General features: G+C 65.6%; 9 protein-coding genes. 1 reads left to right on the top strand and 8 read right to left on the bottom strand.

Features of this window, described 5'->3' with window-relative positions; genetic code table 11:
• Positions 1-5: 5 nt before the first annotated feature.
• The gene (gene mltF / locus ACUN9V_RS07385) at positions 6-1,457 is read right to left on the bottom strand and encodes a membrane-bound lytic murein transglycosylase MltF (RefSeq protein ID WP_445510919.1); all 1,452 of its coding nucleotides are present in this window, start codon (positions 1,455-1,457) and stop codon (positions 6-8) included.
• A 285-nt stretch (positions 1,458-1,742) separates the two neighbouring features.
• Here mltF and purL point away from each other — a divergent pair, with 285 nt between their 5' ends.
• Complete coding sequence (gene purL / locus ACUN9V_RS07380; RefSeq protein ID WP_445510918.1) at positions 1,743-5,723, top strand: phosphoribosylformylglycinamidine synthase; 3,981 nt, start codon at positions 1,743-1,745, stop codon at positions 5,721-5,723.
• Positions 5,724-6,113: 390 nt separating this feature from the next.
• On the opposite strand, the gene ACUN9V_RS07375 is transcribed toward purL, so the two are convergent.
• From ACUN9V_RS07375 to ACUN9V_RS07345, 7 genes are all read right to left on the bottom strand, one after another.
• The gene (locus tag ACUN9V_RS07375; protein ID WP_445510917.1) at positions 6,114-7,637 is read right to left on the bottom strand and encodes an HAL/PAL/TAL family ammonia-lyase; all 1,524 of its coding nucleotides are present in this window, start codon (positions 7,635-7,637) and stop codon (positions 6,114-6,116) included.
• A gap of 96 nt (positions 7,638-7,733) precedes the next feature.
• Positions 7,734-8,048 carry a putative quinol monooxygenase gene (locus ACUN9V_RS07370; RefSeq protein ID WP_075562235.1) on the bottom strand — a complete coding sequence of 105 codons (315 nt, stop codon included), beginning with the start codon at positions 8,046-8,048 and terminating at the stop codon, positions 7,734-7,736.
• A gap of 127 nt (positions 8,049-8,175) precedes the next feature.
• Positions 8,176-8,607, bottom strand: a complete 432-nt coding sequence (locus tag ACUN9V_RS07365) for a hypothetical protein (protein WP_075562236.1) — start codon at positions 8,605-8,607, stop codon at positions 8,176-8,178.
• A 116-nt stretch (positions 8,608-8,723) separates the two neighbouring features.
• Entirely contained in the window at positions 8,724-9,479 is a 756-nt protein-coding gene (locus ACUN9V_RS07360; protein WP_445510916.1) for a DeoR/GlpR family DNA-binding transcription regulator, read from the bottom strand.
• Between the two features lie 25 nt (positions 9,480-9,504).
• On the bottom strand, positions 9,505-10,410 hold the full coding sequence (locus ACUN9V_RS07355) for an NAD(P)-dependent oxidoreductase (protein WP_445510915.1): 906 nt from the start codon (positions 10,408-10,410) through the stop codon (positions 9,505-9,507).
• A gap of 51 nt (positions 10,411-10,461) precedes the next feature.
• Entirely contained in the window at positions 10,462-11,472 is a 1,011-nt protein-coding gene (gene pdxA, locus ACUN9V_RS07350) for a 4-hydroxythreonine-4-phosphate dehydrogenase PdxA (RefSeq protein ID WP_445510914.1), read from the bottom strand.
• Positions 11,469-12,782, bottom strand: coding sequence for a four-carbon acid sugar kinase family protein (locus ACUN9V_RS07345; RefSeq protein ID WP_445510913.1), 1,314 nt, complete (start codon positions 12,780-12,782; stop codon positions 11,469-11,471). Before ACUN9V_RS07345 ends, pdxA begins: the two co-directional genes overlap by 4 nt.
• Positions 12,783-13,067: the final 285 nt, after the last annotated feature.

Below are 13,067 nucleotides of genomic sequence, written 5' to 3'. Positions count from 1 at the left end.
ATGAACTACAGCAGCGGGGCTATGACCTCGAAAGGAGGGTTCTCCTCTCCCTCCAGGGCTCGCTCGCCTAACTGATTGAACTGCTGCTGGCTTCGATTGACGTACTTGAGTATCTCGTAATAACGGCGAATGTTGCGTACGTAGATTACCGGTTCCCCACCACGAGCGTAACCGTGGGCCACGCGAGAGTACCACTCGCGCTGCTGCAGCAGCGGCAGGGCTTCGCGAACGTCGGCCCAGCGCTCGGGGTTGCCGCCGCGCAGCCGAGCGATCTCCTGGGCATCGAAGAGATGGCCCAGGCCGACGTTGTAGGCGGCGAGTGCCATCCAGGTCCGGTCCGGCTCGGGGATGTCGTCGGACAGGCGCTGCTTGACCTGAAGCAGGTACCGGGCCCCGCCGTCGACGCTCTGGCGCGGGTCCAGGCGGTCGTCGATGCCGATCTCCTTGGCGGTGGGGCGGGTCAGCATCATCAGCCCGCGAACGCCGGTCGGTGACTCGGCGCCGGGCTTCCAGTGCGATTCCTGAAAGCCCAGCGCGGCCAGCAGGCGCCAGTCGAATCCGGTGTCGCGTGCGGCTTCCTTGAAATACGGCAGGAAGCGCGGCAGACGGTTGCCCACGTGGCGTATGAACAATCGGGCGCCGACGTACTCGAGATAGTCGTCGTGACCGAAATAGCGCCCGACGAGTTCGTCCAGGGTGCCGTTTCGGCGTTGCGCGTCCAGGAAGTGGTTGGCGGCCGTAAGCAGATCGATCGGCTGATCCGCGGCGAACGCCCAGCTCAGGCTCATGGGTTTGCCCAGCGGGAAGCCCCGCTCGACGTTGGGGAAGAATAGTCGATTGAGCTGGAACTGGTGGGTGTAGACGACGGCCGCGTCGAGATCGTCTCGTTCGACCATCTCCATCAGGTCGGCGATGGTCACACCGTCCGCCTCGCGCCAGCCGAGTCCCGGCAGATCCTTCTGCTGTGCGCGCAACGCGGCCGCCGTTCCGGAGTCGGCGATGGCGCCGATGCGCAGACCCACGAGATCGTCGAGAGTGCGCACCGGGGGCAGCCCGCGACGATAGACCACCATTGGCTGCAGCGTCAGGATCGGCTCGCTGTAGCGAATGCCCGGCCGGTCGAGATCCAGCGTGAGTGCCGCGGCACCCATGTCCGCGTCGCCTTCGCGTACGTGGTCGAAGACGTCGGCGATTCGTGTCTCGCTGTCGACTGCCAGGCTGACGCCCAGCGACTGCGCGAAACGTCGCATCAGTTCGTATTCGAAGCCGGTCGGGCCGTGGCCTCCCGCATAGAAGGTGATGGGTCCATTGCGGGTGGCGACCTGCAGGAAATCGCGTTTGCGGATCGGATCGAGCCCGTCGCTGAAGCGCAGCGCCAGCTGAGCGGGGCACAGGAGAGTGGCCAACGCCAGTAGCACCGTCAGCACGAGTCGCAGGCGTGTCGAGAGCTTGGACATGCAATGGGATCGGTGACAGCGTGACGGCACACCATATCCGGCGATCGTCCTGCTGTCATCTATTGGCTACCAGGCTATGTATCCCGGAACGCGGGCGCCGTGCCCCGCTGCGACCAGCGTCTGGTGCGTATCGAAACATGCCGTGGATCTCGCGGCGTTGGCTTAGCGAGCGCCGCCGCTTTCCAGTATGATATCGCCCTGATCCGGCATCGCCGCCCCGTCTCGCAATGGCCGTTTCGAATGAGACGGACGCGATCCTCGACCGTCCTGGAGGCTTTCCTCGCCATGCTCGAATTGCAAGGCGCGCCTGCGCTATCTGCATTCCGTCACGCCAAACTGCTCGCCGATCTTCGTGCCGTCGCGCCCGAAGTCGAGTCCGTCACGGCGCACTACGTTCACTTCGTCGATGTTCTTTCCGTCGATTATCAAGACGAGCTCGATGAGCAGCCCCGCCAGGTGCTCGAGCGATTGCTGGACTATGGTTTTCAAAGCCATGGTTTCCAAAACGCTGAAGGCCAAGGGGGCGGGGGCGGCGGATCCGATCGTGATGCGCCGCTTGAGGGTCACCTGTTTCTGGTGGTACCGCGCATCGGCACGATCTCGCCGTGGTCCTCCAAGGCTACCGATATCGCGCACAACTGCGGGCTCGAACAGATCGCGCGCATCGAGCGCGGTATCGCCTACCGAGTGACGCTGAAGAGTGCCCCGGGCGCCGAAGCCTACGACGCCATGGTGGCATGTCTGCACGACCGCATGACCGAGACCGTGCTGTTCGACGCAAACGATGCGGCCAAGCTGTTCTCGCATCATCAGCCGACGCCGCTGGCGACGGTGGACGTGAAGGGCGGCGGCCGAGCGGCGCTGGCGGATGCCAATGACGAGCTGGGTCTGGCGCTGGCCGACGACGAGATCGACTACCTGGTCGACGCGTTCCAGGCGCTGGGGCGCAATCCGACCGACGTCGAACTGATGATGTTCGCCCAGGCCAACTCCGAGCACTGCCGCCACAAGATCTTCAACGCCGACTGGCTGATCGACGGCGAACCGCAGACCCATTCGCTGTTCAAGATGATCAAGAACACCTTCGAGCAGTCCGGCGACAAGGTGCTTTCGGCCTACAGCGATAACGCCGCGGTGATCGAAGGGCCGACGGCGGGGCGGTTCTTCCCTTCGCCGCAGAACCAGGTCTACGGCGCGACTCAGGAACCGGTCCACATCCTGATGAAGGTGGAGACCCACAACCACCCGACGGCGATCGCGCCCCATTCGGGCGCTGCCACCGGTGCCGGCGGCGAGATCCGCGACGAGGGTGCCACCGGGCGCGGCGGCAAGCCCAAGGCGGGCCTGACCGGTTTCACCGTTTCCAACCTGCGGATTCCCGAGTTCGTGCAGCCGTGGGAAGCCTTTGACTACGGCAAGCCCGAGCGGATCCAGTCGGCGCTCGACATCATGCTCGAAGGCCCGATCGGCGGTGCGGCGTTCAACAACGAGTTCGGCCGGCCCAATCTCAACGGCTTCTTCCGTACTTTCGAGCTCGATGCGGTGGGCGCCGATGGCATCGAGCGTCGCGGCTATCACAAGCCGGTGATGCTGGCTGGCGGCTACGGCAACGTGCGTGACGGTCATGTCCTCAAGGGCGAGATCCCGGTCGGCGCCAAGCTGATCGTGATGGGCGGCCCGGCGATGCTGATCGGCCTCGGCGGCGGCGCCGCCTCGTCGATGGCGTCCGGCACCTCGAGCGAGAATCTCGACTTCGCCTCGGTGCAGCGCGACAACCCCGAGATCGAACGCCGCGCCCAGGAAGTGATCGATCGCTGCTGGGCGCTGGGGGACGACAACCCGATCGCGTTCATCCATGACGTCGGCGCCGGTGGGCTTTCCAACGCCCTGCCTGAGCTGGTCAAGGATGGCGGCCGTGGCGGCCTGTTCGATCTGCGCGCGGTGCCCAACGCCGAACCCGGCATGAGCCCGCTGGAAATCTGGTGCAACGAGGCCCAGGAGCGCTACGTGCTGGCGGTGACACCCGAGCAGCTCGAGCGTTTCGATGCGCTGTGTACCCGCGAGCGCTGCCCCTATGCCGTGGTCGGCGAGGCCACCGAGGCACACCACCTGGCCGTGCGCGATGGGCATTTCGAGGCTGATCCGGTCGACTTGCCGATGAGCGTGCTGTTCGGCAAGCCACCGAAGATGCAGCGCAGCTTCGAGCGCCACACGCTCAACCTGCCGGGCCTCGGCCTCGACAATCTCGATCTGCGCGAAGCGCTGGACCGAGTGCTGCGGCTGCCGGCGGTGGCGTCCAAGAGCTTTCTGATCACCATCGGCGACCGTTCGATCACCGGTATGGTGGCTCGCGACCAGATGGTCGGCCCGTGGCAGGTGCCGGTGGCCGACTGCGCGGTGACCACCTCGAGCTACGACACCCACGCCGGCGAAGCGATGGCGATGGGCGAACGTCCGCCGGTGGCGCTGATCCATCCTGCCGCCAGCGCGCGTCTGGCGGTGGCCGAGGCGATCACCAATCTCGCTGCCGCGCCGATTGCGGCGCTTTCCGATATCAAGCTCTCCGCCAACTGGATGAGCGCCGCCGACCATGCCGGCGAGAATCAGGCGCTGTACGACGCGGTCCACGCGGTGGGCATGGAACTCTGCCCGGCGCTGGGTATCGCCGTGCCGGTGGGCAAGGACTCGATGTCCATGCGCACGGCCTGGCAGGTCGGAGAGGGCGACCGCCGCGACGAGAAGAGCATCACCGCGCCGCTGACGCTGAACATTACCGGTTTCGCGCCGGTCACCGATGCGCTGCGAACGCTGACGCCGCAGCTACGGCTCGATCAGGACGAAAGCGATCTGATCCTGATCGATCTCGGCCGCGGCCAGAACCGTCTCGGCGGCTCGGCCCTGGCCCAGGTCTACGGTCAGGTCGGCAACGTCTGCCCGGATCTCGACGAGGCCGAAGACCTGGCGGCGTTCTTCAGCGTCATTCAGGGGCTCAACGCCGACGGCAAGCTGCTGGCCTATCACGACCGTAGCGACGGTGGTCTGATCGTGACGCTGCTGGAGATGGCTTTTGCCGGTCGCGGCGGGCTCGAGATCAAGCTCGACTGGCTCACCGACGATGCCGTCGGCGCGGTCGATGCGCTTTTTGCCGAAGAGCTCGGCGCGGTGATTCAGGTCAACCGTCAGGAAACCGAGTTCGTGCTGGCGCAGCTTGCCGCCGCCGGCCTCGAGACCTGCGGCGTGATCGCCCGGCCGCGCTACGACGACCAGATCCGCGTGACGCTGTTCGAAGAGCCGCTGCTGGAAACCACCCGCGCCATGACGCAGCGCATCTGGTCGGAAACCAGCTATCGAATGCAGGCGCTGCGTGACAATCCGGAGGCCGCCAAGAGCGAGTTCGACGGCCTGCTCAACCTGCGTGACCCGGGCCTTTCGGCCAATCCGACCTTCGATGTCGACGAGGATATCGCGGCGCCGTACATTCAACGTGGCGTACGCCCGCGGGTGGCGATCCTGCGCGAGCAGGGCGTCAACGGTCACATGGAGATGGCCGCGGCCTTTGATCACGCCGGCTTCGAGGCGGTCGACGTCCACATGAGCGACATTCTTGCCGGTCGCGTCGGTCTGGAAGAGATGAAAGGGCTGGTCGGCTGCGGCGGCTTCTCCTATGGCGATGTGCTCGGCGCCGGCGGCGGCTGGGCCAAGTCGGCGCTCTACAACCCCCGCGCTCGCGATCAGTTCGCGGCCTTCTTCGCTCGCGAGGACACCTTCGGCCTTGGCGTCTGCAACGGCTGTCAGATGTTCTCGCAGCTGAAAGAGTTGATCCCCGGCGCCGAGCGCTGGCCGCGCTTCGTGCGCAACGGCTCGGAGCAGTTCGAGGCGCGGGTGTCGATGGTCCAGGTCGAGGAGAGCCCCTCGATCCTGCTCGCCGGCATGGCCGGTTCGACCCTGCCGATCGCCGTCGCCCACGGCGAGGGCCAGGCGCTGTTCGAGGACAGCGGCCATCTGCGCAGCATGCAGAACAGCGGCCAGATCGCGATGCGCTACATCGACAACGAAGGCCAGGTCACGAGCCGTTATCCGGCCAACCCCAACGGCTCGCCCGCCGGCATCACTGGCCTGACCACGCCGAACGGTCGCGTCACCATCATGATGCCGCACCCCGAGCGCGTCGCCCGCGCCGTGACCAACTCCTGGCGCCCGCCGGAGTGGACGCAGGACGGCGCATGGATGCGGATGTTCCGCAACGCGCGTGTCTGGGTGGGTTGATGTAAGGATCGACTGATGTGAAGGTCGATCGACGCCAGCGTTGGCGTGACGATAAAGCCGGCTTGCCCCAGGGCTAGCTGGTTTTTCCTTGGGCTCCTGATTCATCGTTGGCGAGGTTACGACTGCCTTCGTTTTAACGGACCCTGTGCTGGCTCTGAAGAGAGGGCTTAACGCTCGCCCTCTCTTCGCTCTCCCTCTTCTGGCGCCACGAACCGCGAAACCCCGTGCGATAGCTGACGTGAGTTCGGGTCGGCGCCTAGGGACATCCCTGTCCCAACGCGCCTCGCGCGACATCCATGTCGCGCGACCCGACCCACGCCAGCCTCGCACAGCGCGTTCCGTAAAGGCGCCGGCTGGCAGTCGCAGATGTCGATGACGTATCTCCCAGTCTTACGAATAAAGCGTCCAGTGTCGCGCCCGTATCCGCTCCAGGCAGAGCCTGAGCTCGCCATCCAGCGCACGGTCCTCGACCACCGGGGCGAAATCTTCGCGCAGGATGTCGACCATCTCGGCAAGCGGGGCGGGCAGAGGATCGCCGCGCAGTTGGACGCCCTGCAGTCCGGCGAGCAGCGCGGCGGCGGCGACCTGTTCGGTGAGTTCGAGCACGCGCAGGGCATCGCGGGCGGCGATGGTGCCCATGCTGACCTTGTCCTGGTTGTGACACTCGGTGGAGCGCGAGAAGACGCTGGCGGGCATGGTGCCCTTGAGCGCTTCGGCGGCCCAGGCGGAGGCGCCGATCTGGACGGCCTTGAAGCCGTGATTGATCATCGCGCGCTCGGCCGGCGCGCCGGAAAGATTGCTCGGCAGGCCGTGGTTGTAGCGGGTGTCGACCAGCAGTGCGAGCTGGCGGTCGAGCAGGTCGGCGACATTGGCGGTCAGGGTCTTGAGGCTGTCCATGGCGAAGGCGATATGGCCGCCGTAGAAGTGGCCGCCATGCATGACATCGCCCGCGTCCGGATCGATCAGCGGGTTGTCGTTGGCGCTGTTGAGCTCGGTCTCGATGAAGCCGCGCAGCCAGCCGAGGCTATCCGCCAGCACGCCCAGCACGTGGGGCGCGCAGCGTAGCGAGTAGCGATCCTGCAGTCGCTGCTGCGGCGGCAGATTTTCCAGTTCCAGATCGGCACGCAGCCACGCGGCGACACGGGATTGGCCGGGGTGCGGCTTGGCCGCGAATAGCCGCGCCTCGAAATGATTGGGGTTGCCACGCAGGGCGGTGACGTTGAGTGCGGTGATCCGCGTGGCGAGCTTCAAAAGATACTCGGCGCGGCCGAACGCCAGGCACGCCAGCGCGGTCATCACCGCGGTGCCATTCATCAGCGCCAGCGCCTCCTTGGGTCGCAGCGTCAGCGGCTGCCAGCCCAGCTCGGCATGGACGTCGGCCGCCATCCGGACTTCGCCTCGCCAGATCACTTCGCGCTCGCCGCAGAGCATGGCGGCGACGTAGGAGAGCGGGGTCAGGTCACCGCTGGCGCCGACCGAGCCCTCTTCGGGAATGCGTGGCAGCAGGTCTTTCCGCAGGCAGGCCTGCAGCCGTTCGAGCAGCGCGAAGCGCACGCCGGAGACGCCCTGACATAGCGATTGCAACCGAGCGACGAGCACGGCGCGGGCCGCTTCGGGTTCGAGAAAGCGACCCAGCCCGCAGCCGTGGAACGTGTAGAGCTGGCGCGGCAGCGCTTCGACCTGGGAGAGCGGAATCGCGGTGACGCAGGAGTCGCCGTAGCCGGTGGTGATGCCATAGATCTGCCCCTCGCGGTCCAGCAGGCCGTCGACCACCGCCGCACCCCGATCGATCCGTGCGCGCCATTGCGGGTCGGCATCCAGTGTCGATTCGGCGCGGCGTTCGCTCAGCGCGATGACGGATTCGATGGATAGCGGCGCGGGGCCGAAGGTGACAGGTGGGGTGTTCGGGGGCATGCAACGGCGTCCGGTTGGGTTCGGGAAACGCCGAGTGTAGCCGCGGGCGATGCCACGCGGCCAGCGGAGGCGGTCAGGCGCCTCTTCTCGATGGGCTTATTCGGGGCGGGTGGCGGTATAGAAGAAACGGACAGAAGGTTCGCCGTCAATCAGCGGCGCGGTGCCTTCCTTGAACGGCGGGTAGTGCGGCATCTGCATGTGATGCTCGAAGGCAGCTCGATCACGATAGACTTCGTGAAGCACGACCATGTCTTCGCTACCTTCCGGCGTCAGCACGTCGAACGCCAGGCAGCCTTCCTCGTTGCTCAGCGATTCACTGGCGTCGTTGTGCGCCAGCGCGAGAAAGGCCGGCACCTGGCCCGGCTTGATCTGAAATTCGGCAATGACCACGAAGTGAGTGGAATCGGCCATGATGATCTCCTTATCGGGGGAGTAAGAAGGGGTCGCTTCGAGCGCCTGACGATATCGATGTCGCCAGGCCGCTTTCCCTGCTATCAGCGTACTTGCGACTGGGTACTTGCGATCAGCGTACTTATGATCAGTGTACGCGCGGCGCCTCGCCCATGCCGAGACGTTCCTGAAATTCGGCAACGGCGCTCTTGAGGAGTTCCAGCAGCCCGGGGATCAGCGCCACGCCCTGATCCGGCCCCTCGACGAACTGCTCCACGCTGACGTGGACGGCTTCGTTGTGCACCACCAGCTTGGCGGCTTTCAGCGTGTTCATCACATCGTTGGCGGTTTCCAGCAGCAGCAGGCGGTTGGCGGCGTCCGCAGCCTGCCACACGCCGGGCAGCATCAACTGAAAGAAAGCCGGCTCGTCGGTGGCGACGACCAGCACGAACTCGAGGTGATCCTGGCGAATGCGCGCGGCCTGGGCATCCATCGCCTCGATGTCGATCTCCATGGCGCGCAGCTGTTCGATGTATTGCTCGAGCGGGCTGGGAGAGTCTGATGGGGTGTTGGGCTGCATGAAGGCACTCCGGACAGGAATCATGACGAAGACGCGGTGGCGCCAATGACCCTCATTGTAATGCAGGACGGCGCGGAAGACGGGCTCGATGGCCTGAGTCCGATTCAGTCCTGTGTCTAGGAAGGATTGAGAATCGTCGCACCGAGTCTCTCGAACGGTTCTATCCGCTCATCGGTAGCGTCGGTGATCAGGGTCCAGCGTGGCGGAAAGGCGGTCCAGTGCTGCTGGCTCGCACGACCCAGCTTGGTGGCATCCGCCATGACGTAGACTTCGGCGGCGCGGGCGATCATCGCCTCCTTCAGCCACGCCTGCTCGGGGCTGGCTTCGCATAGCCCCAGCTCGGTCACGCCATCGGCGCTGAGGAACAGCCGGTCCACCGTCAGCCGGGCCAGCGCCGCGTGCGCCAGCGGGCCGTATGCGGTCATGCTCGAGGTGCGCAGATCTCCGCCGAGCACGGTCGTATGTCCCTCCGGCAGCTGCGTGAGGCAGGGCAGCGCCGCCATGTTGTTGGTCACCACGTGGAGGCCGCGACGCTCGTTGAGCCGGGCCGCCAGCGCGGCGGTAGTGGTGCCGCCGTCTAGTAGTACGGTGTCGTTGTCTTCGATGCAGCTCAGCGCGCAATCGGCCAGCCGAGCCTTGACGTCACCCTGACGCGTACGTCGCTGTTCCAGGGTCAGCTCGGGTTCGCGGTGGCCGATATGGGCCGCGGCGCCACCGTAGGTGCGAACCAGCAGGCCCTGCTCGGAGAGCGCGCCGAGATCGCGCCGCGCGGTCGCCTCGGAGATGGTGAAATGCTGGCAGAGCGCCTCGATGCTGGTGATGCCCGAGAGCACCGCATCCAGCATCGCCTGGCGACGTTTGGCGACTTTCATGGTGATTCCTTGGGGCCGACCGATCTCATTTTCCGAGTGACGTATGGTAACGCGCCGCCACGATATCGGAGAGCTCGGGCACGTATTTCTCGCCGTCGCCCTGGGATTCGGCGCTGGCGTAGAGATCGCGAACGGCCTTGGCGACGCCGGCATCGACGTTCATCGCCTCGGCCAGCGACGCGAGGTAGCGGGTGTCCTTGTGAGCGTTGGCCAGAGTGAAGCGATGGGCATTGCGATCGCGCTCGAGCACGTACTGAAAGAAGGTCTGATAGAAGCCGCTGTCTATGCGCGAGCCGCGAATGACACTGTCGAAAGTCTGCGGCGTGATGCCGGCCTTGGCGCCGATGGTCAACGCTTCGGCGAAGATCGCCCCGTAGCCCATGGCGAGGAAGTTGTTGAGCAACTTCATGGTATGGCCGGCACCCACCGGGCCCACGTGCATGATCCTGGCAGCCCAGGTCTCCATCACCGGGCGCACGCGCTCGAGAGTGGCGTCGTCGGCACCGACGATCGCCTGCAGTTCACCGGTCTCGGCCTGGGCCGGCGTACCGCCCAGCGGCGCGTCGATCAGCGTGATCCCGTCCTCGCTCAGCGAGGCGGCCAGTTCGCGGGTCAGCGTGGGTTCGGAGGTCGAGCAGTCGACGATCACCAGGCCTTCGCGGCCGGCGTTTCTGGCCCCGGCACGGATCCCTTCATCGCCGTCGATCAGCGCCTTGACCTGCGGCGCGCCGGTCACGCAGAGAAAGACGATATCGCACTCGGCTCCCAGCGCTGCGGCATTGCTGGCCTCTTCGGCGCCCCGGGCAACCAGATCGTCGATGGGTTGGCGGTTGCGATGGGCCAGTACCTTGAGCGGATGGCCCGCCTTCAGAATGTTGGCGGCCATACCGGCCCCCATGAATCCCAGTCCTGCAAAACCGATGGTGGGCATCTCTCTCTCCTCAGCGGTGACAGTCATGAATGCGATAAAGGGTGTCAGTGATCATGCCGATCGAGCGGTCTGGCGGCTGGCCAGCTCGACCGCCTGGCGCAGCGCCTCGATCAGACTGCGATCGTCGGCGATGCCTTTGCCGGCGATATCGAAAGCGGTGCCGTGGTCGACCGAGGTGCGCACCACCGGCAGACCGACGGTGACATTGACGCCCGCTTCGAGCCCCATCACCTTGACCGGGCCGTGGCCTTGGTCGTGATACATCGCCACCACGCAGTCGAAGTCGCCACGACCGGCACGGAAGAACAGCGTGTCGGCGGGCAGCGGACCCTCGACGTTCCAGCCCCGCTGGCGCAACGCCTCGATCGCCGGCACGATCTTCTCCTCCTCCTCACCATAGCCGAACAATCCGTTCTCGCCGGCATGAGGGTTGATGCCGCAAACGGCAATGCGCGGATCGGTCTGCCCGGCGCGGGCCAGCGTTTCGTAGGCGCGCTCGATGGTGCGGGTGACCAGTCCCGGTTCGATCCGGGCAATGGCATCGATGATGCCGATATGGGTGGTGACGTGGATCACCTTCATCTTCGGTGTCACCAGCATCATCGAGACTTCCTCGGTGCCAGTGAGATGCGCCAGCAATTCGGTGTGGCCCGGGAACAGGTGGCCGCCGGCATGCAGCGCTTCCTTGTTGAGCGGTGCGGTACAGATCGCATCGAGCTCGCCGGCTTCGATCAGTTCCACGGTCTTGGCGATGTACTGATAGGCGGCATCGCCGGCGATCGGCGAGACCTTGCCCCAGGGCAGATCGGCGGGAATCAGGCCGAGGTCGATGCACTCGAGCGTGCCGCGCTCGAATCGCGCCTGGGCGGGAGCGTCGACGATGTGCAGCTCGAGGGTCGAGCCGACGATCTCCATGGCTTGACGCAGGCGGCCGGCGTCGCCGATGACCAGCGGCCGGCAGGTATCGTGGACGGCGTCCTGGGCGAGCGCCTTGACGATGATTTCCGGGCCGACGCCGGCGGCGTCTCCCATGGTGATACCGATGATGGGGCGATCGCTCATGTTCGTATCCTCTGCTGAGTCTTGAAAGTGGGTAACGGATTCACTGTGGGGGCGGCCCCCGCGTCGTGCCAGACCCGCTGGAAGGCTTCGGCATCGCCGAAGCCGCCGGCCTTGGTGATCACCTCCAGGGGCCGTTCGCGATAGCGGGTCACGAGCCGGGCCATGCCGGTATCGGGGGCGTCGATCAGCGTCAACCGGGTGATATCCGCGGCCATCAGTATGGCCCGGGCGGTGGCGCCACCCGTGGCGATCAGCCGATCGACCGCGGCCAGATGCGGGGCGAGCATCACGCCGAGTTCGGCGCTGAGACGCGGCCCATCCGCGGCGTTGCGATCCTCGTTCTGGGCCAGACGAACCATGACGTCGTTGCCCGTCTGCAGCGTCTCCCCGATACGGTGAGAGAGACGCTGGGAGATCGACGCCAGCGCGGGCGACGACGAGGTCTCTTCCGTCTCGCCGAACAGCTCGGCCGGGGTGATCTCCACGACCGCGAGGTCGGGGTTGGCGGCCACCAGCGCGTCGGCCTGAACGTGCGAGATACCGCTCATGCTGCCGATCACGATCAATGTCGGGCGTCGACGTGGGGCGCGGGAGGAAGGGGCCTCGACCGTCGAAGCGGTAAGCCCCAGCGCATCCGGCAGCACCAGGCCCAGCCCGGCCGAACCGACCCAGAAGACGTCGTCGAGCGTCGCGGATAGCGCTGCCAGCCGCCGCAGGTCGGCATCCGTCAGGGCGTCGCAGACGACGGCGTCGACGCCTTCTCGCTGATACTGCCGCAGCATGTTCGAGACCACCGCATCCGTTTCGTAGAGCGTCGCCAGATCGAGGTGACGCGTGGTCAGCGCCGCGCCCTCCAGCATCTCGACCAGATCGGCGCGGCCGCGAATGCCTTCGTTGGTCCAGACCTCGGTCTCCTCGACCGGACGTTCGTGTAGCCACTGGCGGCCGGCCCGGGTGGTGCGCCCGGTGGCAGGATAAGCCGGGGCGACGATAGCCATGCCGGCGCTTGGCACCAGGCTCGCGATCTCGGCGGCGACATTGCCGCGCAGGGTCGAATCGATCTTCTTGAACAGATAGCGATAGCGTCCCTGCCACTGATTCAGGCAGTCGCGATGACGATCGACCGCCTGCTGCGGGGAGCAGGCTCGTGAGTCGAGATCGATGGCGACGGCACTGGCGCTGGCACTGATCCTTCCCGAAGCGGAGAGCATGACCTCCGTCGAGAGCCCTTGTCGGGTGCAGCCAATCGCCGAGTCGGCGGTGCCGGTCAGGTCATCGGCCAGAATGAGCAGCGAGGTCTGATCGGCCATCGACGGCGGATCGGACAGGTACGAAGCAGGCGCTATCGTCATGGTTATGATTGAACCGATTAAATATTTCCGTATAAATTGATCGATTCGATCATAAATGGCAAGTCGACGAAGGTGGAACACGACTCGACATGAACCTGCGTGTCACCAACCGGAAAACGAGGCCGAATGCAGTTCGACTGACTCGGCCAGGGGCTCAGTCATGGCCTCAATCAGGGCCTCAATCAGGGCCTCAATCAGGGCCTGGGTCAGTGACTCAGCCAGCGATTCGTCCAGCGATTCTTC

The sequence above is a fragment of the Salinicola sp. V024 genome (assembly GCF_052645315.1).
Note: the sequence above shows the minus strand (reverse complement) of the source record. Positions and strands in the feature narration are given on the sequence as shown.